Genomic DNA, 23,916 nt, shown 5'->3' on the forward strand with positions numbered 1-23,916 from the left:
CGTTTCCCGGGGCGAGGGTGTGCGTGCAGTGGCCCCCGCCCCACCTGGAGGTTCGATGCGCCCCATCGCCGTGCCACGCAGACGTGTCCTGCTGGCTGCCGCCGTCGCCGCAGCCACCGCCCTGCTCGCCACCGGGCCGGTCGCCGCCGATCCGCTCCCCGCGGGGACCTCCGCAGCCGACGACCGGCAGCAGCAGTACGCCGCCGCGGCCGCCGAGTACGGCGTGCCGGAGAGCGTCCTGCTCGCCGTGTCCTACCTGGAATCCCGCTGGGACACCCACGCCGGACAGCCGAGCACCAGCGGCGGCTACGGGCCGATGCACCTGACCGACGCCGCGCAGGTCGCGTCGACCCCGGCCAGCGGCCACGTCGACGAGGACGAGGACCCTCGGGGCGACGAGTCCCGCCCGCTGGCCGTCGACCCGGCGCTGGGGGCCGCCCCCAGCGGGGACACCCTGCCGCAGGCGTCCCTGCAGACGCTCGACGCGGCGGCCACCCTCACCGGCGTACCCGAGGAGGCGCTGCGCACCGACGCCGCCGCCAACATCCGTGGTGGCGCGGCGCTGCTCGCGTCGTACCAGCAGGAGCTCGGCGGGCCCGACGGTGCCGGCAGCGACCCGGCGGCCTGGTACGGCGCGGTGGCCCGGTACTCCGGCGCGGACACCGCGGACGCGGCGGCGGCCTTCGCCGACGAGGTGTACGACCAGCTCGGCCTCGGCGCCAGCCGGACGACCGACGACGGCCACCGGGTGACCCTCGCCGCCCGGGCGGTGACGCCGGACGAGTCCGGGCTGCACCGGCTCGGGCTGCGCCGCGCCGAGCGGCCGGACGGCCTGGAGTGCCCGGTCCGCCTCGCCTGCGAGTGGCTCCCCGCCCCCTACGAGAAGTACGGCCCGAACCCGGGCGACTACGGCAACCACGACCTCGGTGACCGGCCGGCGCAGCAGAAGATCGAGTACATCGTCATCCACGACACCGAGGGCTACTTCGGCCCGAGTGTGAAGCTGGTCCAGACGAAGACCTACCTGGGCTGGCACTACACGCTGCGTTCGGTGGACGGCTACGTCGCCCAGCACATCAAGGCCGAGAACGTCGGCTGGCACGCGGGCAACTGGTACGTCAACGCCAAGTCCATCGGCGTCGAGCACGAGGGCTTCGCCGGCCACGGCACCTGGTACACCGAGGCGATGTACCGGACCTCGGCCAAGCTGGTCCGGCACCTGGCGCTGCGGTTCCAGATCCCGCTGGACCGCCAGCACATCCTCGGCCACGACAACGTCTCCGGCACGGTGGCCGGGAACGTGGCCGGCATGCACTGGGACCCGGGCCCCTACTGGGACTGGTCGCACTACTTCGAGCTGATGAAGGCGCCGTTCCACGCCACCGGCACCCCGCACACCGGCCTGGTCACCATCGACCCGGACTACGCCAGCAACCAGCCGGCCTTCATCGGCTGCAACCAGCAGCCGCCGGGCGTGCCGAAGCCGGTGCCGCCGGCCGTGCCCTGCCCGCTGCGCGGCTCGTCCTCGGTCATCCTGCGCACCGCCCCCAGCCTCGACGCGCCGCTGGTCAACGACCGGGGTCTGCGGCCGAACGGCACGCCGGACACCATGTACATCTCCGATCACGGCGCCCGCGCCTCGGCCGGCCAGACGTACGCCCTCGCCGGCGTCCAGGGCGACTGGACCGCCATCTGGTACCTCGGCCAGAAGGCGTGGTTCCTCAACCCGCCGTCGGCCCCCACGGCGAAGTGGGCGTCCGGCTTCGTGGTGACGCCCAGGCCGGGCCGGGCCACCATCCCGGTGTACGGGCGGGCCTACCCCGAGAAGGCGGCGTACCCGGCCACCATCCCGTACCAGACGATCTCGCCGTTGCAGTACACCTTCGCGGCGGGCCAGCGCTACGCCTTCGGTGGGGTCCTGCCGGGCGAGTACTACCGCGCCGTCTCCTTCGACGGCTCGGCGCCGGGTGACCGGACGGTGGTCCGCGGCGCGAACCGGTACGTGCAGATCCAGTTCGGCCACCGGGTGATGTACGCGAACCTGGACGACGTCCTCGTCCTGCCCGCCGCGGTGGGCGCGCCACAGTAGCCGTTCCCGGCACGATCAAGGCCGTTACCCGCGCAGACGCGGGTAACGGCCTTGATCTCGTGCGGTATCCGGACCTACCCGAGCTGCGGGACAGGTGCTCCGGTGCCGGCGAGGCCGAGCCGGGCGACCGCCGCCGTGACGAGCTCGTCCGGCGGCAGCGAGACGTCGAGGACCACGCCGGACTCGTCCGGGCGCAGCGGCTCCAGGATCGCCGTCTGGGAGTCCAGCAGGCTCGTCGGCATGTAGTGCCCGGCGCGCCGGGACATCCGGTCCCGGATCACCTGCGCCGGCCCGTCCAGGTGGACGAAGTCCAGGTCCGGCGGCCCCTGCCGCAGCAGGTCCCGGTAGGACCGCTTCAGCGCGGAGCAGGCCAGCACCGTCGACACTCCTTCGGCGTGGCGGGCGGCCATCCACGCGGCGAGGTCGCGCAGCCAGGGCCAGCGGGCCGCGTCGTCCAGCGGTACGCCCGAGCGCATCCGCGCCACGTTGGCCTCGGAGTGGAACTCGTCCGCCTCGGCGAACGTCAGCCCGGTCAGCTCGCTGATTCCCCTGGCCACGGTCGTCTTGCCGGCACCGGACACGCCCATCACGACGACGTGCCGGGTCGGCCGCGGGTTGCCGTGGGTGCGACGCCCGTCACCAGTCATGGACGGTGCCGTCCTTGAGCCGGTTGAACGGCAGGTACGCCGCCGTGTACGGGAACCGTGCGGCGGCCTGCTCGTCGAGCTCCACGCCGAGACCCGGCTGCTCGCCTGGGTGGAGGTAGCCGTCGGCGAAGGTGAACGACTGCCGGAACACCTCGTTGGTCAGTGGCCCGTGCTGCATGTACTCCTGGATGCCGAAGTTGTGGATGGCGAGGTCGAGGTGGAGCGCGGCCGCCATGCCGACCGGTGAGATGTCCGTCGGACCGTGGATACCGGACTTGATCTGGTACTGCGCGGCGAAGTCGAGGAGCTTGCGCATGGCCGTGATGCCCCCGGTGTGGGTGACGGCGGACCGTACGTAGTCGATGAGCTGTTCCCGGATGAGCGTCTGGTAGTCCCAGACCGTGTTGAAGACCTCGCCGATGGCCAGCGGCGTGGTGGTGTGCTGGCGGACCAGCCGCAGCGCCTCCTGGTTCTCCGCCGGGGTGCAGTCCTCCAGCCAGAACAGGTCGTACGGTTCGAGGTCCTTGCCGAGCCGGGCGGCCTGGATCGGGGTCATCCGGTGATGGCCGTCGTGCAGCAGCGGCAGCTCGGGGCCGAACTCGTTGCGTACCGCCTCGAAGACGCCGGGGAGGTGGCGCAGGTAGGCCCGGGTGTCCCAGTCCTCCTCGGCCGGCAGCGGGGTGCGCTGCGCCGGTTCGTAGTCGTACCGCTTGCCGTCGGGGCCGGGCTGCGCGGCGACCCCGTAGACGGCGTTGATCCCCGGCACGGAGGTCTGCACCCGGATCGACCGGTAGCCGAGCTCGAGGTGGTTGCGGATCGAGTCGAACAGCTCGGGGATGTCCCGCCCGGAGGCGTGCCCGTACGCCATGACGCCGGTCCGCGACGCGCCGCCGAGCAACTGGTAGAGGGGCATTCCGGCGGCCTTCGCCTTGATGTCCCAGAGCGCGACGTCGACGGCCGCGATCGCCGCCATGGTCACCGGTCCGCGCCGCCAGTACGCCGAGCGGTACAGGAACTGCCAGGTGTCCTCGATGCGGTGCGGGTCCCGCCCGATCAGCAGCGGGACGACGTGGTCGGCCAGGTACGAGGCGACCGCCAGTTCCCGCCCGTTGAGGGTGCCGTCGCCCAGGCCGGTGAGCCCGTCGTCTGTGGTGATCTTCAGGGTGACGAAGTTGCGGTCGGGGCTGGTGACGATGACGTCCGCTGCGACAATCTTCACGGGGTGCCTTTCTCAGGTGGTGCTCAGCGAAGGGTGTTTCCGGTCTCGTGGCCGTCGAGAAGGGACAGTTCGTCGCGGCGGGGCAGTCCCTCCCAGTCGCCGTGACCGGCGACGGCGAACGCGCCGAGGGTCACCGCGCGGCGCAGGCGGCCGGCCAGGTCGAGTCCGTCGAGGTGCCCGGAGAGGTAGCCGGCGGTGAACGCGTCGCCCGCGCCGACGGTGTCCACCGCGGTCACGCGTACCGCCGCGACCTGCCGCACGCCGTCGCGGGTGTACGCCCGGGCGCCGTCGGCGCCCAGCTTGACCAGTACGGTCTCCACTCCGCGCGCCAGCAGGCCCGCCACGGCCGTGGACTCGTCCGACCCCGGTTCGCCGACGAGGTCCAGTTCGTCGGCGGAGGCGATGACGACCGACGCGTGGGCGGCCAGCGGGGCCAGCACGGCGCGGGCGGCTTCCCGCGTCCAGAGCCGGCTCCGGTGGTTGACGTCGAGGCTGACGAGCATCCCGGACCGGGAGCCGGTCTCGGCCGCCCACCGGGTGGCCTCGCGGGCGCTGTCGGACAGTGCCGGGGTGATCCCGGTCAGGTGCAGCACCCGGGCACCGTCGCCGATCGGCCTGCGCAGGTCTGCCACGCGCAAGGCCGAGCCGGCCGAGCCCGCCCGGTGGTACCGCACCCGGGTCAGGTCGGCGGTGCGCCGTTCCAGGAACAGCAGACCGGCGGGCCGGTCGGCATCCCTGGTCACGTCGTCCACGCCGACGCCCTCGGCGCGCAACTGCCGCAGCACGTACTCGCCCAGTTCGTCTTCGCTGACCCGGCCCACCCAGGCGACCCGGTGCCCGAGCCGGGCCAGACCGATCGCGACGTTGGACTCCGCCCCGGCCAGGTGCATGGTCAGCGCGCCCCCGGCGGCCAGCGGGCCGGGCGCCCGCAGCGACACCAGGGCCTCGCCGAAGGTGAGCAGGTCGACCGCGGTCATGAGGCCGGCGGGCGGGCAGCCGCCGCCAGGTAGGCCCGCGCCCGGTGGCGCAGCCCGTCGAGGTCACCGCCGGAGGCGGCGTCTCCGACCAGCGGGCCGCCGACGCCGACGGCGATCGCCCCGGCGCTCAGATAGCCGGGCATCTCGGCCAGGCCAACCCCGCCGACCGCGACGAAGGGAATGTCCGGGAACGGGTCGCGCAGCGCCTTCAGGTACGCCGGGCCGCCGACGGACGCCGGGAAGAGTTTCACGGCGGACGCCCCCATCCGCACGGCCGTGTACGCCTCGGTCGGGGTGAACGCCCCGGCGGCGACCGGTAGTCCGCGGCGCACCGCCTCGGGGATGGACTCGACGACGGCCGGGGTGACGATGAACTGCGCGCCGGCGGCGATCACGTCGGCGACGTCGGCGGTGGTCAGCACCGTTCCCGCGCCGACCAGCGCTTCGGCGGGCGCGGCCGAGCGGATGGCCTCGATCGCGTGCAGTGCGCCGGGCGTCGTGAGAGCCACCTCGACGACGCGGACCCCCTCCTTCAGCAGCGCGATGCCGGTGGCGACCGCGGCGGCGGTGTCGGTGCCGCGGATGACCGCCAGAACGCGGGCCGCGGCGAGTTCTTTGGTCAGGTCGAGGGTCATGGTCACCATTCCGCGTAGGAGCCGTCGCGGTGCCGCCACATCGGGCTGCGCCAGGCGTGGCCGCGCTTGTCGGCCGCCCGTACCGCCTGCTCGTCGATCTCGATGCCCAGCCCCGGCGCGGTGAGCCGCTCGACGTGCCCGTCGACGAAGGTCAGCGGCGTCTTGTCCAGGCAGTAGTCGAGCACCTCGGCGCCGAGGTTGTAGTGGATGCCGATGCTCTGTTCCTGAATCAGGTAGTTGGGCGTGGCGAAGCCGACCTGCAGGCAGGCCGCCAGGGCGATCGGCCCGAGCGGGCAGTGCGGGGCGAGCTGCACGTCGTAGACCTCGGCGAGCGCGGCGATCTTGCGTACCTCGGTGATGCCGCCGGCGTGCGAGAGGTCCGGTTGGGCGACCGCGATGCCGGCTTGGAGGACGGGCAGGAACTCCTGCCGGCTGTAGAGCCGCTCGCCGGTCGACACCGGGGTGGTGGTCGACCGGACGAAGTCGCCGATGAGGTGGGAGTTCTCCGGCACGACCGGCTCCTCGAGGAACAGCGGCCGGTACGGCTCCAGCAGCGGGGCGACGCGGCGGGCGTTGGCGAGGGTGAACCGGCCGTGGAAGTCGACGGCGACGTCACGCTCGTCGCCGAGCACCTCGCGGGCGGCGGCCACCCGCTGGACCACCCCGTCCAGTTCGGCGACCGACGCGATCGGGCTCATCCGCCCGGAGGCGTTCATCTTGACGGCGGTCAGGCCCGCCGCCACCTGCGCGGCGATGTGGTCGCGGACCTCGTTCGGCTCGTCGCCGCCGACCCAGCCGTAGACCCGGATCCGGTCGCGGACGGGCCCACCGAGCAGTTGGTGCACCGGTGCGCCGTACCGCTTGCCGGCGATGTCCCAGAGCGCCTGGTCGAGGCCGGCCACGGCGCTGGCCAGGATCGGGCCGCCCCGGTAGAACGAGCCCTTGGTCATGACCTGCCAGTGGTCCTCGATCCGCAGCGCGTCCCGGCCGATCAGGAGTTCACCGAGCTGCTCGACGGCGGCCCGGACGGTTTCGGAGCGCCCCTCGCAGGTCGCCTCGCCCCAGCCGACGATCCCGGATTCGGTCTCGACGCGGACGAAGAGCCAGCGGGGGGCGACGAGGAACGTCTCGATGCGGGCGATTGTCGTCATGGTGTCCTCAGCCCTTCGTCGCGCCGGCGGTGAGCCCGGAGACGACGTACTTCTGGACGAACAGGGCGATCAGCATGATCGGCAGGGTGACGACGGTGGCCGCCGCCATCAGGCCACCCCAGTCGATGCTGGCGTAGCCGACGAAGTCGAAGATCGCGACGGGCAGGGTCTTGGTGTCGGCGCCGGAGAGCACCAGGGCGAACATGAAGTTGTTCCAGGAGAAGATGAAGGACAGGATGCCGGCGGTGGCCACGCCCGGCACCGAGAGCGGCAGCGTGATCCGGCGGAACGCGCCGATGTGGGTCAGCCCGTCCACGAGCGCCGCCTCCTCGAGTTCGAGGGGGAGGCCGTCGAAGTAGCCCATCATGATGTAGACCACCAGCGGCAGCGACACGAACATGTGGCTGAGGATGAGCACGCCGAACCCGCCGACCATCTGCAGGTTGGAGAAGACGTAGTACCAGGGCACCAGCAGCGAGACACCGGGGATGACCCGCGCCATGAGCACCACCAGCGCCGACTTGCGCATGTTGAAGCGGCTCATCGAGTAGGCCGCCGGCACGCCGAGCAGCAGGGAGAGCGCGGTGGCCGCGAAGGCCACCCAGAGGCTGTTGCCGATGAACTGGACGTAGTTCGCCTGCTGCAGGACGTTGGCGTAGTTGTCCACGGTGGGCGAGAAGACGACCGCCTTGCCCGTGTCGTAGATGTCGACGTTGGTCTTGAACGACGCGGCGATCATCCAGAACAGCGGTGCGAGCAGCGCGATCACCACGACGGTGAGCGCCACGAAGCGGAAGATCCGGTAGGCGGAGCGGGCCTTCATCGCTGCGCCTCCTTCCTGCGGGACGTCAGGGCCCACATCGACCCGATGATGATCAGGAAGAAGATGATGAGGACCGTCGATGAAATTCCGTACTCGTTGTAGTCGAAGCTCAGGCCGTAGGCGTACACGTTGAGCGTCTCGACCTCGTGGAACGAGCCGCCGCCGCGGCCCTTGGTGGCGTAGAGGATGTCGAAGGTCTTCAGCGCGTCGATGCCGCGCAGCAGGATCGCGACGATCACGGTGGGCATCACCAGCGGCAGGGTGACGTGCCGGAACCGCTGCCAGCTGCTGGCCCCGTCGATGCGCGCCGCCTCCTGGGGCTCGTCGGAGAGGGAGGTCAGGCCGGCGAGCAGGATCAGCACGACCATCGGCGTCCACTGCCAGACGTCGATGAAGATCGTCGTGGGCAGCGCCGAGTGCTGGCCGGCGAGCCACGGCTGGGGTCCGATGCCGAACCAGCCGAGCACCTGGTTGGCCATACCGATGTTCGGGTCGAAGATGAGCCGCCACATCATGCCGACCGCGACCGGGGTGGCGACCAGCGGCATCAGGATGGCGACCCGGACCCACTTCTGGCCCCGGAACGGCCGCCACAGCAACAGCGCGACGGCCATGCCGAGGACGACCTCGAACAGCAGCGCGACGACGGTGAACGCGGCGGTCCGCCCGACGGCGGGCCAGAACCGGTCGGTGTCCGAGAGCACCTCGACGTAGTTATGGAAGCCCACGAACTCCGACTCGGCCCGCACCGAACCCTCGGCGTCGGTCAGGCTCAGATAGCCGGTCCAGGCCAGCGGGAAGATGATCAGCGCGGCGACGAACACCATGGCGGGCGCCGCGAAGAGCCACTTGCGATGGTCATTGGCCCAGCGGGCCCAGCCGGGCGTGTCGGGCGTGGCGGAGGCGTCGTGGGGTCTGGTGCGGGTGGTGACTGTTGCCATGAGATCTCCGGGGTGGGCGGGCCGGACGGGGGAGCGGGGTGGCGGAGCCGGAGGGCGCCGCCACCCCGCGCTCGGCTTACTTGGCCTCGTCGTCCAGGAACTTCTGGAACGCCGTGTTGGCGGTCTCGGCCGCGGCCGCCGCGTCCTTGCCGGCGATGGCGTCGACGATCGGCTGGCCGACGATCTCCCGGGCCTGGGCGACCTTGTTGACCAGCGGGCGGTCGTGACCGACGCCGTCCTTGGTGCTGGCCGCGATGGCCTCGACGAGGTCCTTCGGGTAGGACGCGGTGCCCTCCGGGTTGGCCCACACCGAGGTACGCGCGCTCGGCACGCCCAATTTCTGCTGCGCGAGCGTCTGCTCCTTGCCGGTCGCCCACTCGACGAACTTCCAGGCGTTGCTCTGGTTCTTCGAGCTGTCGTTGACGCCCAGCGCCCAGGAGGGGATGTTGTAGGGCTTCGACCCGGCGGGGCCGGCCGGGAACGGCGCGAAGCCGACGGTGTCGGCGACCTTCGACTTGGCCGGGTCGGTGGCGTTCTTGTAGAGCGAGTTCGCCTCGGTGTAGAAGGCGGCCTTGCCCTGGGTGAAGATGGCCATCGCCTCCGGCCAGCTCATGTCGGTGCTGACGTTCGCCGGGCCCTGGTCCTTGATGAGCCCGCCGTAGTACGCGTACGCCTGCTTGGCCTGCTCGGTGTTGACGGTGGCCTTGCCGCTGCTGTCGACGAAGTCACCGCCGAAGCTGTAGAGGAAGCTGGAGAACTGGGTGACCGCCGGCGACTTGCCGGTACGGGCGACGAAGCCGGCGACGCTCGGATCGGCTGCCTTGATCTTCGTGGCCGCCGCCTTGAGCTCGTCGAGCGTCTTCGGCGGGGCGGTCAGCCCGGCCTTGGCCAGCAGGTCCTTGCGGTAGTACAGGACCTCCTGCTCGGTGATGATCGGAACCCCGACCGCCTTGCCCTCGTACGAGGTGGCCTGCACCGGGCCGGCCTGGAAGTCGCTGAAGTCCCAGTCCTTGTTGGACTTGACCTCGTCGGACAGGTCGGCGAGGTACTTGTTCTTGGCGAACAGCTTCCCCTCCTGCAGGGGGCGGTACATCATCACGTCGATATCGCTGGAGCCGGCGTTCAGCTTGACGTTGTACTGGTCGGAGAGTTGGTCCTCGCCGAGCTGGGTGAGCTCGACCTTGAGTCCGGTCTGCTTCTCGAACTCGGGCAGGGCCTTCTTGATGTTCTCCGTCCACACGTGGTTGGCCAGGGTCACCCGGACGGTCTTGGAAGCGCCGCTGTCCTCACCGCCGCCGCACGCGCTCAGGCCCATGGCGGCAACCACGGCCAGAGAAGTTCCGATTATCGATCGACGCCGCACGTCCATCTCTCCTTCTGTGTGGTGGCCGCCGCCCGGGGGAGGAGCGCCACATCGTTGTAACGTCCGCTTAACGACCGGATGCTAGGCCGAAAAAGCTGACTTATTCAAGAGGTGATCTCCAACTGATATGCTCCGAGCCGTGGATCAGTCCTCCCCAGGGGTCGCACCCGTCCCGCCCGCCCCTGCCGAGGCCGGCCTGCACGCCCGCGTTCTCGACCACCTCGGCACCGCCATCTGCGGCGGCGAGGTGGCCGCCGGATCCGTCCTCAACATCGACGACCTCGTCGAGCGGTACGGCGTGTCCCGCTCGGTGATCCGCGAGGTCCTGCGGGTGCTCGCGTCCATGGGATTCGTCGAGACCCGGCGCCGGGTCGGGGTCATGATCCGACCGGCCGAGGCGTGGAACGTCTTCGATCCGCAGGTGATCCGCTGGCGGCTCGCCTCGGCCGGTCGCATGGCGCAGATGCGCTCGATCACCGAGCTGCGGACCGCCGTCGAGCCACACGCCGCGTGGCTGGCCGCCGGCCGCGTCGACCACGACGAGGCGAGCGACCTGGTCGGGCTCGCCGCCAAGATGTGGGCCGCCGGGAAGGCCGGTGACGAGGAGCGCTTCCTCAGCCTGGACATCGAGTTCCACCGGCGGGTGCTGGTCGCCTCCGGCAACGAGATGTTCGTGAAACTCCAGGAACTGGTCGCCGAGGTGCTCACCGGCCGGCACCACTACCACCTGATGCCGCACTACCCGGACGAGCAGGCGCTGCAACTGCACGCCGACGTCGCCCAGGCGATCCAGCGACGCGACGGCGAACGGGCCCGGGACGCCATGGTGCGGATCATGGAGCAGGCGTTCGACGAGATGAAGTCGATGTGGGAGCAGGCCGGCGAGCCCGGCCAGGGCTGACTCCGCTGAGCCGTGGCGTCCATATCGCCGGGGGTATGACCCAGCGGATAGGGCAGCCCGATCGATTGGCATCAATATGATGTCCGCAACCCTGAATCAGGTGCGCTCCTCACCAGGCGTGCCGGTCGGAATGCGGAGGACCACATGCTTCGTTGGCGTACCCTCACCGGCCTGCTGGCCGCCGCGTTGACCGCGGTGACCGCGGGCAGCCTCACCCTCGCCGCGCCCGCCGCCGCGGCCGAGCCCACCCCGACCCCGTACGTCGTCGGCGGCACCCGTGCCGCCCAGGGGGAGTTCCCGTTCATGGTGCGACTCTCGATGGGCTGCGGCGGCGCCCTGTACAGCCCGCGACTGGTGCTCACGGCCGCGCACTGCGTGGGCCGCACGGGCACCAACACCAGCATCACCGCGACGCTCGGGGTGGTCGACCTGCAGTCGTCCAGCCGGATCACCGTCCGGTCGAACTACGTCTACCGCGCGCCCGGCTACAACGGCAGCGGCAAGGACTGGGCGCTGATCCGGCTGGCCACCCCGGTCACCGGGCTGAGCACCCTGCCGATCGCCACGACGACCGCCTACGACAACGGCACGTTCACCGTCGCCGGCTGGGGCGCGGCCCGAGAGGGCGGCTCCCAGCAGCGGTACCTGCTCAAGGCGACCGTGCCGTTCGTGAGCGACTCCACCTGCGACGCCAACTACGGCGGCCAGATCATCGTCGCCGAGGAGATCTGCGCCGGGTACGCCGGCGGCGGCACGGACACCTGCCAGGGCGACTCGGGCGGCCCGATGTTCCGCCGCGACGCCGCCAACGCGTGGATCCAGGTCGGCATCGTCAGCTGGGGCAACGGCTGCGCCCGGCCCAACTACCCCGGCGTCTACACCCAGGTGAGCTACTTCTCCTCGTCCATCGCCTCGGCCGCCGCCAGTCTCGGCGGCTGAGCGGGCGCCGCCGCTCTCGGCGGCTGACCGTACGACCCCTCGCGGCCCGGCTGACGACCAGCCGGGCCGCCGGCGTGCCGGGGCAGGTGCCGTGTCACCGGACTGTCACAGGAAACGCACAGATTCTGGCGCGCGGTGACGCTGGGGTGACGCCGATTGCGGAAACTTCCAGCTGAGGCGAGCGATCCACGGGCCACCCGAGGCCCCCCTTCACCGGTCCAGCCGGGCGGTCGGTCGGCTCCGACAAGGCCTTCGCCGCCCATGGTCCCCCGGTGCAGGGAGTCGATCGTGAACTGTGACAAGAGCATCCGGTTGTCCACGGCAGAGGGCGGCACACCACAGCCGGTGTCCGACGCCGAGCCGACGGTCCGCCTCCTACTGCTCGGCGGCTTCCGGCTGCTGCACAGCAGGCGGCCGGTGGTGGTGCCCCGCGGCCTGCAACGCACCATCGCGCTGATCGGGCTGCGCCCGGGCGCGACCCGCGCCCAACTGGCCGGCCTGCTCTGGCCGGAGGTGCCGGAGGAGCGCGCCCTGTCCTCGTTGCGGACCGCGCTGTGGCGGCTGCGCCGGGACCCGTCCTGCCCGGTAATCACCGACGGCGACACGGTCCGGCTGCACCCGATGGTCGATGTGGACGTCGACGAGCTGGCCCGGGCCGACGCCCGGGTGAGCCAGGGTGGCGATCCCCGGCCGGCGGCGGCGGTCCTCGCCGCCGGGCGCCACGATCTGCTGCCCGGCTGGTACGACGACTGGGTCCTGCTGGAGCGGGAACGGCTCAGACAGTTGCGGCTGCACCTGCTCGACGAGATGGCCCGGGCCCACCTGCGCGCCGGCGAGCACGGGGAGGCGTTGCAGGCCGCGCTCGAGGCGATGACGGCCGAACCGTTGCGGGAGACCCCGCACCGGCTGGTGGTCCAGACGCACCTGGCGGAGGGCAACGCGTACGAGGCGCTGCACGCCTACTTCGTCTACCGCGACCTGCTGCGGCGCGAGTTGCAACTGGAACCGTCCGCGGCGATGCGCGCGCTGATCAGCGAGGTGCTCGCGTCCCACGACCGGCCGAGGCAGGCCCCCGCCCAGCCGGCGCGCGGCGTCCCGCGACTCGTCCCCGGCCCGCCCGGCGACCGGGCCACCGTGCGCGCCCACCCCGGCCCGCCGAACCTCCTCCCCGCGCCCACGGCGGGCCACCCGCCGGCGCGGGCGCCACTGCTCCGCGGGCCCGTCCCCGCCCCGTCAACGCGGCCGGACCCGGCGCCGGTCGCCGGTGACGGCGGGGTGACGCGAGGTCCGGCAAGGTCGCAGGACGACGGCGTCGCGGTCCGGGCGCCGCTGGCCGGGACCTGTCACCCGGCGCAGCCGGGAGTGCCGCCGTTCGGTCCGGGCGACCGGTCGAGAAAGGACGCGCGCCGGCCGTCGTCCCGACCGTGAGGCCGGCGGACCGGCCGAGGAACCACCTCCGCGGGGCCCAGGAAGGAATCCGTGATGATCCGCAGAACGCTCACCGCTCGCGACTCCCGCCCGGCAACGGCCGACGCGCGCCGGCGAAGTAGGTGCCACCGCCGCACCGTCGCGCACCGGCCGTCGAAGGAGCTTCCATGATCAGAGCGATGTGCCGCATACGCGCGCGGCCGGGCTGCGAGGACGCCGTGGCAGCCGCGTGGCGAGCGGTCGCCGGGCAGGTCGGCGAGCTGCCCGGCAACCTCGTGCAGGCCCTGCTCCGCGACGCCGACGACCCGCGCTCGTTCGTCGTCGTCACCGAGTGGACCGACGAGTCGGCGCTGCGCGGCTACGAGAACGGCCCCGTCGCCGCGCGCTTCTCCGCCGCCGTCCGCCCGCTGCGGGAGCCGCCCTCGGCCGACAGCTACCAGGTGATGCGTGACCCCGGCGGGCCGGGGCGGAGCATCTTCGTGGACGTCGAGGTCACCGTGCCGGCCGCCCGGCTCGCCGAGTTCACCCGCGGCTACGCCGAGGTGAAGGCACGGATGGCGGACGTGCCCGGCTACCTGCGCGAGGACCTGCTGCGCGAGCCCGACTCGGACGTCCACCACATCTTCGCCGAATGGCGCAGCGAAGCGGAGTTCTTCCGCTGGATCGGCAACCCCGCACACGCGCAGGAGGAGGCCGGGCCGATCGCGCCGTTCCTCCTCGACTTCCGGCGCCGCCTGTTCCACAGCGCGGCTCATTCCGACACCAGGCGAGAACCGAGTACGGGCAAGGAGATCGACGTGCACACGACAACGGACGTACTCATCGTCGGAGCGGGGCCCACCGGGCTGACCGCCGCCGTCGAGCTGGCCCGGCGCGGCATCGAGTGCCGGGTGGTCGAGAAGCGGGCCACCCCGCCGGGGCAGGCCGACAAGGCGATCGGCGTGCACTGCCGCACGATGGAGATCTGGGAGAGCCAGGGCATCGTGCGCGACGCGATGGACGCCGGCATCTGGCTGACCGGCAACATGGTGTTCGTCAACGGGGTGCAGACCCACCAGATGAGCTGGGAGCTTCCCGAGCTGCCCTACGCACACCTCGGCCTGCCCCAGTACGAGACCGAGCGCATCCTCACCGAACGGCTGGCCACCCTCGGCGTACGGCCGCAGCGCGGTGCCGAGCTGGTCGCGTTCACCCAGGACGACGAGGGCGTGCTGGCCACGCTCGCGACCGCCGCCGGCGAGGAGACGGTACGCGCCAAGTACCTCGTCGGCTGCGACGGCGCGCACAGCAAGGTCCGCGAGCTGCTCGGGTTGACGTTCTCCGGCGGGTTGGGCCGGTTCCCGCAGCTGTTCATGCTCTGCGACGTGGACGTGGACTGGGACATGCCGGAGGGCCACCTGCTCCGGTTCATGCATGAGACCGACGGCCAGATGGACGGGATGCTCGTCTGCGTGCCGCTGCGCGGCGAGTCCCGGTACCGGATCGCCACCCTCGCGCCGCCCCGGTTCTTCGCGCAGACCGGCGGGCAGGACGCCCCGCCGGGATTCAGCGAGGAACTCGCCGAACCCACCCTCGCCGACCTGCAGGTCGCGCTGGACCGGCTGGCCCCGCCCGGCACCCGCGCGTCCAACCTGCGCTGGTCGTCGGTGTTCCGGATCAGCCACGGCATCGTGGACCGGTACGGCGACGGCCGGGTGTTCGTGGCCGGCGACGCGGCCCACCTGCACCCGCCCGCGGGCGGTCAGGGCATGAACACCGGCATCCAGGACGCCTGGAACCTGGCGTGGAAACTGGCCCTGGCGGTACGCGGGATCGCCGCCCCCGGGCTGCTGGACAGCTACGAGACCGAACGGCGCCCGGAGGGCGAGGAGATCGTCGGGCGCGCGGTGCGGCTGGCCTTCACCGACGAGCTGGACCGCGACGACCTCAAGCGGCAGTTCCTCCAGGAGATGTCCATGCTGCTCAGCTACGCGGACAGCCCGCTGGTCGGCGAGTCGCTGTCCGCTCCCGACGCCCTGCGCGCCGGCCCCGGGCCCGGCGACCGCGCTCCCGACGTCGGTGGCCTGCAGCGGCGGGGCGTCGGGCACCCGCTGCGCCTGCACGAGCTGACCCACGGCACCCGGCACACGCTGCTGCTCTACGCCGACAAATCCGTCGACCTGGCGGCGTCGACCGACCTCGGCAAGCTCTGCGCCGACGTCCGCCGGCAGACGTCCGGGCAGGTCGACATCTACCTGCTGCTCAGCCCGGACGCCCCGGTGCCGTCGCTGCTCGATCCGCCGGTGGTGCACGACGCCGAAGGCGGCTTCCGCGCCACCTACGGCGTCAACGGCAGCGGCCTCTACCTGATCCGCCCGGACGGGCACGTCGGGTTCCGCAGCCAGCCGATCGACGCCGACGCGCTCGGCAAGCACCTGCAACTGGTCTTCGGAGGCGCGCGATGACGACGGTACGCACCGTGCTCGCCATGCGTACCAAGGAGGGCTGCGAGGAACGGTTCGAGGCGGAGTGGCGCTCCGCGGCGGAGCAGATCCGCGCGCTGGACGGGTGCCTGAACCAGGACCTGGTCCGCGACGCCGACGACCCGCGCAGTTATCTGATCATCAGCGACTGGGCGGACCGCGAACGGCTGGACGCCTTCGGCCGCAGCGAGCACCGGGACCGGCTGCTGCAGATGATCCGCGAGCTTCGCGAATCCGCGCAGCGGCACACCTACCAGGTTCTGCACAGCGTACGCAGCGAGCCCGAGGAGTCGCGATGACCGAGGATGCCGTACCCGCGTCGGAGCTCTACACCCCCGAGTTCGCCGCCAATCCCTATCCCGCCTTCGCCCGGCTGCGGGCGGAGAAGCCGGTGTGCCCGATCAGCTCGCCGCGGTTCGACTCGTACCTGATCACCCGGTTCGACGACGCCAAGGCCGCGCTGATCGACCCCCGGCTGTCCAAGGACCTCTACGGGCCGGGCCAGGAGTACCTGCGGATCTTCGGGCGGAACTCCGAGGCGTTGAACAAGAACATGCTCAACGCGGACCCGCCCGAGCACACCCGGCTGCGCCGGATCGTGTCGCAGGCGTTCGCGCCGCGCCGGGTCGAGGCCCTGCGGCCCCGGGTGGCGGAGATCGTCGACAACCTGCTCGACAAGATCATCCCGCAGGGTCAGGCCGAGCTGATGCACGACTTCGCGATCCCGCTGCCGATGATGGTGATCAGCCACCTGCTCGGCATCCCGGAGACCGACCACGAGCGGGTCCTCGACTGGACCCAGGTGATCAGGACGTCCGGGTCGTCCGGCCGTAGTCCGGAGGAGGACCGGGCGGCCGTGCAGGAGGCCCAACTCCGGCTGCACCACTATCTCGTCGACCTGATCCAGGCCAAACGCGCGCACCCCGGCGACGACATGATCAGCGCGCTGATCGACGCCTGCGAACACGGCCGACAGCTGTCCGAACCCGAACTTGTCACCACCACGTTCCTGCTGCTGTTCGCCGGACACCAGACCACCGCGGACTTCCTCGGCAACGCCACCGTGGCGCTGCTGACCAATCCCGACCAGCTCGACCTGCTGCGCGCCAAGCCGGAACTGCTGCCCTCGGCCATCGAGGAGCTGCTGAGGTTCGACGGCCCGCTGCCGGTTGCCAGTCCCCGGATCGCCACCGAGGACGTCGAGTACCAGGGCGTCCGCATCCCGCGCGGGTCGATCGTCGGCGTGGTGATCAACGCGGCGAACCACGACCCGGCCCACTTCGCCGACCCGGACCGGCTGGACCTGCGCCGGGTGCGGGGCCCGCACATCGGCTTCGGCCACGGCGTCCACTACTGCCTCGGGGTCTCGCTGGCCCGGATGGAGGCACAGATCGCCATCGAGGCGCTGCTGCGCCGGCTGCCGGACCTGCGGCTCGGGGTGCCGGTCTCCCAGCTGCGCCGGCTGCCGGCAGGGTCGCCGTTCCGTGGCCTGCTGGAGCTTCCGGTCGAGTTCACGGCCTGGGACGCCGGATCGCCGCCCCCGATCGGCGGGGGCGCGGAAGCGCCGTCCCCGATCGGCCACCAGAGATCACCGTCCACGCAAGCACGCGTCCACACACCCGAGGAGCGGTAATGGTCTTCCGAAACGTGATCGTCTGCCACATGGTTCCGGGCAGTGACGACATCGTCGGCGATGTCTTCGGCTACTACGACAAGTCGACCCGACCGCAGGACCTCGGCGTGATCGGGCGCCGGCTGCTGTCCTTCCACGACCTCTACATCCACGTGATCGAACGCAGGGAGGACCCGAGGATCTCGGGCCAGACCCGGGGACTGCCGGCGTTCCAGAAGATCGCCGAGGCCATCGCCCCGTACGTGACGCCGTACCCGAAGTACTGGAAGAACCCCTCCGACTCCGTCGCCAAGGAGTTCTACAGCTGGGTTCCGGAGGAGGACTCGGCGCCGGAGTCGGCCGGCCGGAACCTCACCGTCATCATCGGACGGATCAAGCCCGGCGCGGAGCCCGACGTCGCGCGCGTCTTCGGCGAGTCCGACGCCGGGTCGCTGCCGGTCCAGCTCGGCGTCACCGGCCGCTGGCTGTACTCGATCGACGACGTCTACGTGCACCTGTTGGAACGCACCGACGCGGCGGCCGCCGACGGCGCGGGGCAGGACCACGAGCAGCCGGTGTTCGCCAAGATCATGGCGGAGTTGAGTCCGTACATCAGCCCGTACAACCCGGAGACGTGGCGTGGGCCGGAGGACTCGGTGGCCAAGGAGTTCTACCGCTGGCAGGCCGAGGACTGAGCCTTCGGTGGCGGTCGCCGTGGCGTCACGGCGACCGCCACCAGGCCGTAGCGGATCAGCTCTGCGGCCTTACGTCATCTCCGGTCACCGGGATGCCCCGGTTGTTGCCCGATCGGTGCAGATTTCGCATCGTGCTGACGCCCAACCGGGCCGGCTGGACCGGTCCGACAGTGTCGATCACGTCGAGACCGATCCGTTCGGGATAGACGTCATCGGGCCAGACCTGTCGGGTCGAGTAGTAGAGAGGGCGCGTGACGCGGCAGATGACGAGTTCGTCGAGAGGTGTCGTCACGAATTCAGCCTCAGGTTTCCGCGGACCGCCAGGTCCGCCGGACACCAGAAGGAAGTAGTCCCCGATCGACATGCTTCGCGCGACATCACGGCCCGTGCCGTGGTCGAGCGTGTTGCGGCGGTCGAGTGCCTCGGATCGCCATCCCCAGACTCCACGGGATCGGCCGATCTCGAGGTTTCGCCGCGAATCCTTTGCGACATACACGTAGAAGTGTTCCGGCAAGGCCCCTGCCTCCGATTGCACGAGAATCTCGTGCGGTGGAGGCATGTTCGGAATCGAAAGCCTGTCGTACCGCCCAGTTGGAAATCACGACACTAGTCAGTGGCCCGATCCTCCGCCACCAGCCGGACGCGCCCTATTCGATCATCCCTGCCACGGGTTGCCCGTACACGACCTCGACCGGCTGTCGCACCGCTACCAGTCCCGCCAGCCAGGCGCGCGTCTCGGCGTCCGTCGAGTAGACGATGGTGCCGCGCATCCCACGGGTCATGAGGACCTTGTAGGTGTTGCGGATCAGCCTGTCCGCCTCCTCGTCGGTGACCGATTTCCGGCTGCGGAACGCCGGGTCCTTCGACTCTTCGCGGCGGGTCACCAGTCGTCCGTTCCGAGCGACGAGGTCCGGCCCGATGATGACACCGGACCACTCGTACTCAAAGCCCTGGGCCGTGTAGACGCAGCCCACCTGGCCGAAGCCCTCGGGGGCGGTTGCCCAGAAGGCGCTGCCCGGGGCGTCACCGACGCTGCGGTCGCTCTTGACGTTCCACGGCCGGGCCCAGTCGCCGATTCGCACGTCCGCCACCAGCGAGTCGTCCGGCCGGGGATCGCTCCACGACCAGCAGTAGCCCGCCGACATCCGCGCGGTCTCACCGGCGGCCTGCTTGACGGCCAGAAACGTCTCCAGCTCCGCGGGGGATCCGGCCAACCGGAGGTCGAACCGTCCGTCGCCCACCCAGACCGAGGGCTCGCCGCCGTCGAGGCCGAGCAGATCGAGAACCCACTGCTCGTAAGCCTCGCTGCCACCGCACCGGAACTGGTCGTGCAGGGACACCACCTCGACATCCAGCTTCAGCTGCTTGGCGTACGCCGAGATCACGTCGACGCTGCCCAGCTCGCCCGGCTTGACCACCTGGTGCTCGTCGAGCAGGAACACTGGCACGCGGGCGGCGGCGATCAGCTCGTCGATCTGCGGCCGCGCCTTGTCCCGCTTGGCCTTCGGCGTGAACCGGTTGACCGACGTCTCCCGGATGCGGTGCGCCTCGTCGCAGATCAGCACGTCGAAGCCGTTGCGCTCGGCCGACATGAAGCTGTTGAAGTAGCCGAACAGGTTCTTCAGCCGGGTGGAGCCCTTTCCGGCGTACCGGCGCAGGGTCTGGGTGAACGAGCGCGAACCGGTGGCGTGCATGACCGACCGCTGCTGCCGGGCCAACTCACCGAGCACCGACAGCGCGATCACGCTCTTGCCGCTGCCAGGCCCACCGGAGACGACCACGACCGACTTGCGGTCCGCGGCACGTGCGCGCTCCACGGCGTGCAACACCAGTTCGTACGCCAGACGCTGCTCGTCCAGCAGTGTGAAGTGCGCGCGCTCCTTCAGCTCACTCGCCGCGTACGTCAGCAGGTGCTTGCTGGGACGGACGGCGCTGGTGAGGAAGCGGTCCGCTGCGGCCGCGCCCGGCGCCGGCGCCAAGTGAGTACGAAGGTAGTCGAGGAACTGACCCCGGCGTTGCTTGGTGAAGATCCGGCTCTGCTCGGTGGGCCGCCGGGCGAAGAGGTCGTTGACATCGCGGTCCACGGCGTTGTGCAGGTACGCGGCGCCGCGCACCGGATTGCGCTGGTTGGTCAGGATGCCGAGGAAGTCGGTCAGGTATTCGCAGTAGTCGCCGACCTGGACGCCGGGGTGCAGTCGAGGTCCCCGGGCATGCTCGACCAGGACGAGACGGTCGGAGCCCTCGTAGGACTCGGCCTGCGACCACTGCTTCAGCTCGATGACCACGTACGAGTCGTCGCCGGTCGTCGGGTGACTGCCGGCGAGTACCACGTCGACGCGCTTGCTGGTCAGCGGGAGCTGGTACTCGATCAACATCTCCACCTGGCCGAGACCTGCGTCGACCAGGTCCTGCCCCAGCATGGGGAGACTCCGCTCCCAGGAGCGACGCTCGTTCGGGCTCACGTTGTGCCCGATGCCGTCGGCGATCCGGTCGGCAAGAGTGCCGCTGGTGGCCAGGCGTAGGAGACCGTCGGCGGACGTGCGAAACGCTGACAACACTTGCCCCCGGGCAGCACGAAGTGATCGTGCGCATGGGGGGCGTGTCCGGCGGTGGCCGGAAGCCCGTCGGAACGCGCTCTGATGCCCAGGACTGTAGCTAAGAGATCAACTTTTCGCTGCCCGCCTCACCGCTTGGCGGCGGAGCCCTTGGCCTGTTCAACGGGGTAGCGCGTGGCCACCTCGTCCAGCTTGGCGAGGGCGGCCTCAACCAGGTCGATGCCGAGGACGTCGGCGAGGCGGGTCAGGTAGATCATGACGTCACCGATCTCGGCCTTGACGCGGGCCCCGGCCTCGGGCTCGCACATGACCTGGGCCGATTGCTCGGGGGTGAGCCATTGGAACTCGGCGAGCAGTTCGCCTACCTCACCGGCCAAGGCCATGGCGAGGTTCTTCGGCGTGTGGAACTGCTGCCAGTCGCGCTCCTCCGCGAAGGTCCGTAGGCGAGCGGCAAGCGGATCCACTTTGCGTTGTTCCTTCTTGTAGGAGGAGCCTCATTCGCCGTCTGTACCACCCACACACGAGCCCGCGTAGCCGTCGGGGCGGCAGCCGCTGATATCACAGCGGTGGGGAAGGGCAGGCTGTTCAGAGGATACAGAGCGGACCTGGACGAGGATACGTTCGGCCTTGCCTGCTTGATCATCCAACGGTGTCGGAGAAGGTTCGGACCCTGCAGCGGGACAGCGCCATTGTCGGATGCGACGGGCTTCGTGGCGGGGCTGCCGCCGGCGTTTCAGTAGTGACACATGGGGGAGATGCTGTGGGATACCGCTTCAACGCGCCGCCGAACTGGCCAACTCCTCCCGTCGGTTGGGTGCCGCCCTCGGGCTGGCATCCTGACCCGGCGTGGGGTCCGCCGCCTCCTGGGTGGCAGCTCTGGATTGCCGACGTTCCGCCGGCGGTGCCGGTACCGCAGCCGGTAGCTGTGCCCGTTCCGCCGGTTCCTACTCTGCAGGCACCGCTACCCCCTCCGTCATCACCAGCTAGCAACGCGGACATCCCGCTGTTCGGTGCTCGTGGCAAGGCGCGCGAGTTGGCGGCCGAGGCGGAACAGTTGCGGGTGGAGTTGGAGCGACTCCGGGCGGACATGGCTCGCCTCGGGGTGCTGTCGGCGGTCGAACTCGAGCAGTACCGTGACCAGCTGACCCGCGATATCGCCGACCGCACGGCCGCGGGGCATGCGCAGCAGTCGGATCTGGAAAGACGCCTCGGACAGCTCCATCAGCAGGTCGTCGTGACCGAGGAGACGGTGCTGCTTCAAGAGGCGGCCGTCTACCAGTACCGGCATCCGCTATCCGATGCGGTCGCGTACCAGGCCCGGCTTGCCCGCGTGCAGGCCCAGATCAAGGAGATGGTCAAGAAAGACGGGGGTGCCGTGCTGGCGACGTCCGAGTGGCAGGTGAACGGATCCCTGGCCGAAGGGCGCGCCATGGTGCGGGACTTCTCGAAGCTGATGCTGCGGGCGTACAACGCGGAAGCGGACACACTCGTGCGTGGCCTGAAGCCGTACAAGCTCGCCTCCGCCGTCGATCGCCTCAGCAAGGTGGCGGGAACCATCGCCAAACTCGGCAAGACGATGCACATCCGCATCTCGGAGGACTACCACCGGCTACGCGTTCACGAGTTGGAACTCACGGCTGACTACCAACAGAGGGTCGCGGAGGAGAAGGAGCGCGAGCGTGAGGAGAAGGCGCGACTGCGTGAGGAGCGTCGCGTCCAGCAGGAGATCGAGCGCGAGCGCGCTCGGCTGGACAAGGAGCGCCAACACTACGCCAACGCCCTGGCCACCCTACAGGCGAAGGGGGACGTGGACGGTGCGGCGCAGATGCAGGAGCGGCTGGCTCAGATTGACGTCGCCATGGAGGACGTTGACTACCGCGCTGCGAACGTACGTGCGGGCTACGTGTATGTCATCTCCAACCTTGGCGCCTTCGGCGAGAAGATGGTCAAGGTCGGTATGACCCGCCGCCTTGAGCCGCTGGACCGGGTGCGCGAACTCAGCGACGCCTCCGTGCCCTTCAACTTCGATGTCCACGCACTCCACTTTTCGGAGGACGCGGTCAGCATCGAGGCCAAGATGCACGCCAGACTCGCGGATCGGAGGGTGAACCTCGTCAACCAGCGGCGTGAGTTCTTCTACGTGACCCCTCAGGAGGCGAAGGAGCACTTGGTCGAGCTGACCGGCAATCTGCTCCACTACGAGGAGGTCGCTGAGGCTTTGGAATACCGGCAAAGCCTCAAGCAAGCGCAGGAGTGAGTCTGAAGGCCGCAGCATGCTGTCGCCGCACGGCGGAAGACAGCGGGAACTCCCCGCCGATCTGACGGTGGTTCGGCAGTCAGGGGTGTCGCTGGCCCGTCAGTCGAGGTCCCTTCCGGCCGCAGCTGGCGGCTGCGAGCGGTGTGATGAACGCGGACCACGCGACCGGTGTGAAGGTCAAGGCGGGACCGGTCGGGTCCTTCGAGTCGCGGACCGCGACGATGCCGGGAAGGTTGTCGGCGACCTCGACGCACTCACCACCGTTGCCGCCGCTCTTGGTGCTCTTGCGCCATACGGCGCCGCTGAGGTCAGTCATGTCGAATCTCCCCGATGATCCTCTTAATCGTGTCCCTCGATTCTGCCTCAGCTTGCGCTAGCCGAGCCGCGCTCGCAAACGCCGCCCCATACGCTTGTAGCTCCCCAGGCTTGTCGAGGTAGAGCGCCCCGGTCAACGATTCGCTGTAGACGATAGAGGGCTCGGGTGCAGCTCGGCCGCCTTTGGTTGCAGGGAAGTCCAGGATCACGAAGGAGCCGGCTACGGCACCGATGTGGGGCCCGGCCGCGAGCGGCACCACTCGCACCGAGACGTTGGGCCGCTCCGAGGCTTCGAGAAGGCCGGTGAGCTGACCGACCATGACGGCCTGTCCGCCGACTCGACGCCGCAGCACTGCTTCGGAAATGACCGCATCCAAGCGAGGTGGCTGCGGCAACCGTCGCGTGAGCAGGTTCTGCCGCTGTAGCCGCACCTGGACGGCGTGCTCGCGTTCCTCGTCGGTTGCGGTCGGCTGATCGACCCGCGCAAGCGCACGGATGTAGTCCCGGGTCTGCAGCAGGCCCGGGATAACGGTCTCCTGATACTGCCGAAGGGAAGCGGCGGCGGCTTCCAGGCCGACGTACAGCTCGAACCAGCTCGGCACCGCGTCTCCGTACGCGTGCCACCACCCCTTCGACTTCGTCTCCGCCGCCAGCCCCCGCATCGCCTCCGTCATCTCCGCCGACACGTGGTACAGCTCGCACATCGCCTTGACGTCGAGCACCCGCACCGGCCCCAGCCCGCTCTCGATCCGCCAGATCTTCTGCCGGCTGTACTCAAGCGCTTCGGCGGCGGCGTCCAGGGTCACCCCGGCCTCAGTGCGGAACTGGCGCAGCAGTCGACCGAGCTGCCGACGCGGCACGGTCGATCCGACATCCTCTGTCACCCGAACACTCCCTGATTCCATCC

The 23,916-nt window shown here is 70.3% G+C and carries 21 protein-coding genes and 1 pseudogene; 9 read left to right on the forward strand and 13 right to left on the reverse strand.

Features of this window, described 5'->3' with window-relative positions; genetic code table 11:
- The first annotated feature begins 55 nt into the window (after positions 1-55).
- Positions 56-2,089, forward strand: a complete 2,034-nt coding sequence (locus FHX75_RS03745; protein ID WP_154936667.1) for an N-acetylmuramoyl-L-alanine amidase — start codon at positions 56-58, stop codon at positions 2,087-2,089.
- A gap of 74 nt (positions 2,090-2,163) precedes the next feature.
- Here FHX75_RS03745 and FHX75_RS03750 read toward each other — a convergent pair whose 3' ends face one another.
- The 8 genes from FHX75_RS03750 to FHX75_RS03785 all read right to left on the reverse strand — a co-directional run bounded on the left by FHX75_RS03750 (position 2,164) and on the right by FHX75_RS03785 (position 9,797).
- On the reverse strand, positions 2,164-2,736 hold the full coding sequence (locus FHX75_RS03750) for a gluconokinase (protein WP_154936668.1): 573 nt from the start codon (positions 2,734-2,736) through the stop codon (positions 2,164-2,166).
- Positions 2,726-3,955, reverse strand: a complete 1,230-nt coding sequence (gene manD, locus FHX75_RS03755; protein WP_154936669.1) for a D-mannonate dehydratase ManD — start codon at positions 3,953-3,955, stop codon at positions 2,726-2,728. The genes FHX75_RS03750 and manD overlap by 11 nt, the downstream gene beginning before the upstream one ends.
- A 23-nt stretch (positions 3,956-3,978) precedes the next feature.
- Positions 3,979-4,932: a sugar kinase gene (locus tag FHX75_RS03760; protein WP_154936670.1), complete on the reverse strand. Its 954-nt coding sequence runs from the start codon at positions 4,930-4,932 to the stop codon at positions 3,979-3,981.
- Entirely contained in the window at positions 4,929-5,567 is a 639-nt protein-coding gene (locus tag FHX75_RS03765) for a bifunctional 4-hydroxy-2-oxoglutarate aldolase/2-dehydro-3-deoxy-phosphogluconate aldolase (RefSeq protein ID WP_246157585.1), read from the reverse strand. The genes FHX75_RS03760 and FHX75_RS03765 overlap by 4 nt, the downstream gene beginning before the upstream one ends.
- Positions 5,568-5,569: 2 nt before the next feature.
- Complete coding sequence (gene dgoD / locus FHX75_RS03770; RefSeq protein WP_154936672.1) at positions 5,570-6,718, reverse strand: galactonate dehydratase; 1,149 nt, start codon at positions 6,716-6,718, stop codon at positions 5,570-5,572.
- 7 nt (positions 6,719-6,725) lie between these two features.
- A complete protein-coding gene (locus FHX75_RS03775; RefSeq protein WP_154936673.1) occupies positions 6,726-7,541 on the reverse strand; it encodes a carbohydrate ABC transporter permease in 816 nt (271 codons plus the stop codon).
- On the reverse strand, positions 7,538-8,482 hold the full coding sequence (locus FHX75_RS03780) for a carbohydrate ABC transporter permease (protein ID WP_211364313.1): 945 nt from the start codon (positions 8,480-8,482) through the stop codon (positions 7,538-7,540). Before FHX75_RS03780 ends, FHX75_RS03775 begins: the two co-directional genes overlap by 4 nt.
- A 76-nt stretch (positions 8,483-8,558) precedes the next feature.
- The gene (locus tag FHX75_RS03785) at positions 8,559-9,797 is read right to left on the reverse strand and encodes an ABC transporter substrate-binding protein (protein ID WP_246157586.1); all 1,239 of its coding nucleotides are present in this window, start codon (positions 9,795-9,797) and stop codon (positions 8,559-8,561) included.
- A 187-nt stretch (positions 9,798-9,984) separates the two neighbouring features.
- Between FHX75_RS03785 and FHX75_RS03790 the strand changes: the two genes are divergently transcribed.
- The 7 genes and pseudogenes from FHX75_RS03790 to FHX75_RS03820 all read left to right on the forward strand — a co-directional run bounded on the left by FHX75_RS03790 (position 9,985) and on the right by FHX75_RS03820 (position 17,882).
- Positions 9,985-10,746 carry a FadR/GntR family transcriptional regulator gene (locus FHX75_RS03790; RefSeq protein ID WP_246157588.1) on the forward strand — a complete coding sequence of 254 codons (762 nt, stop codon included), beginning with the start codon at positions 9,985-9,987 and terminating at the stop codon, positions 10,744-10,746.
- A gap of 144 nt (positions 10,747-10,890) precedes the next feature.
- The gene (locus FHX75_RS03795; protein WP_154936676.1) at positions 10,891-11,685 is read left to right on the forward strand and encodes a serine protease; all 795 of its coding nucleotides are present in this window, start codon (positions 10,891-10,893) and stop codon (positions 11,683-11,685) included.
- Positions 11,686-11,946: 261 nt separating this feature from the next.
- A pseudogene (locus tag FHX75_RS31430) lies at positions 11,947-12,768 on the forward strand (AfsR/SARP family transcriptional regulator); the annotation flags it as partial.
- 512 nt (positions 12,769-13,280) lie between these two features.
- Positions 13,281-15,557: an FAD-dependent oxidoreductase gene (locus FHX75_RS03805; RefSeq protein WP_154936678.1), complete on the forward strand. Its 2,277-nt coding sequence runs from the start codon at positions 13,281-13,283 to the stop codon at positions 15,555-15,557.
- A complete protein-coding gene (locus FHX75_RS03810; protein WP_154936679.1) occupies positions 15,554-15,874 on the forward strand; it encodes a putative quinol monooxygenase in 321 nt (106 codons plus the stop codon). The genes FHX75_RS03805 and FHX75_RS03810 overlap by 4 nt, the downstream gene beginning before the upstream one ends.
- Positions 15,871-17,208: a cytochrome P450 family protein gene (locus FHX75_RS03815; RefSeq protein ID WP_154936680.1), complete on the forward strand. Its 1,338-nt coding sequence runs from the start codon at positions 15,871-15,873 to the stop codon at positions 17,206-17,208. Before FHX75_RS03810 ends, FHX75_RS03815 begins: the two co-directional genes overlap by 4 nt.
- Positions 17,208-17,882 carry a TcmI family type II polyketide cyclase gene (locus FHX75_RS03820; protein WP_154936681.1) on the forward strand — a complete coding sequence of 225 codons (675 nt, stop codon included), beginning with the start codon at positions 17,208-17,210 and terminating at the stop codon, positions 17,880-17,882. The genes FHX75_RS03815 and FHX75_RS03820 overlap by 1 nt, the downstream gene beginning before the upstream one ends.
- Before the next feature lie 55 nt (positions 17,883-17,937).
- On the opposite strand, the gene FHX75_RS03825 is transcribed toward FHX75_RS03820, so the two are convergent.
- From FHX75_RS03825 to FHX75_RS03835, 3 genes are all read right to left on the reverse strand, one after another.
- The gene (locus FHX75_RS03825) at positions 17,938-18,441 is read right to left on the reverse strand and encodes a hypothetical protein (RefSeq protein WP_154936682.1); all 504 of its coding nucleotides are present in this window, start codon (positions 18,439-18,441) and stop codon (positions 17,938-17,940) included.
- A gap of 88 nt (positions 18,442-18,529) precedes the next feature.
- Complete coding sequence (locus tag FHX75_RS03830; RefSeq protein ID WP_154936683.1) at positions 18,530-20,437, reverse strand: DUF2075 domain-containing protein; 1,908 nt, start codon at positions 20,435-20,437, stop codon at positions 18,530-18,532.
- Positions 20,438-20,565: 128 nt separating this feature from the next.
- Positions 20,566-20,901 (reverse strand): nucleotide pyrophosphohydrolase, encoded by a 336-nt coding sequence (locus tag FHX75_RS03835; RefSeq protein ID WP_154936684.1) that lies wholly within the window; start codon positions 20,899-20,901, stop codon positions 20,566-20,568.
- Positions 20,902-21,197: 296 nt separating this feature from the next.
- Here FHX75_RS03835 and FHX75_RS03840 point away from each other — a divergent pair, with 296 nt between their 5' ends.
- A complete protein-coding gene (locus FHX75_RS03840; protein ID WP_246157590.1) occupies positions 21,198-22,694 on the forward strand; it encodes an SNIPE associated domain-containing protein in 1,497 nt (498 codons plus the stop codon).
- Positions 22,695-22,773: 79 nt separating this feature from the next.
- Here FHX75_RS03840 and FHX75_RS03845 read toward each other — a convergent pair whose 3' ends face one another.
- Positions 22,774-23,010, reverse strand: a complete 237-nt coding sequence (locus FHX75_RS03845; protein ID WP_154936685.1) for a DUF397 domain-containing protein — start codon at positions 23,008-23,010, stop codon at positions 22,774-22,776.
- Positions 23,003-23,893 (reverse strand): helix-turn-helix domain-containing protein, encoded by an 891-nt coding sequence (locus FHX75_RS03850; RefSeq protein WP_154936686.1) that lies wholly within the window; start codon positions 23,891-23,893, stop codon positions 23,003-23,005. The genes FHX75_RS03845 and FHX75_RS03850 overlap by 8 nt, the downstream gene beginning before the upstream one ends.
- Positions 23,894-23,916 lie beyond the last annotated feature (23 nt).

This window comes from Micromonospora palomenae (genome assembly GCF_007829925.1).
Lineage (GTDB): Bacteria > Actinomycetota > Actinomycetes > Mycobacteriales > Micromonosporaceae > Micromonospora > Micromonospora purpureochromogenes.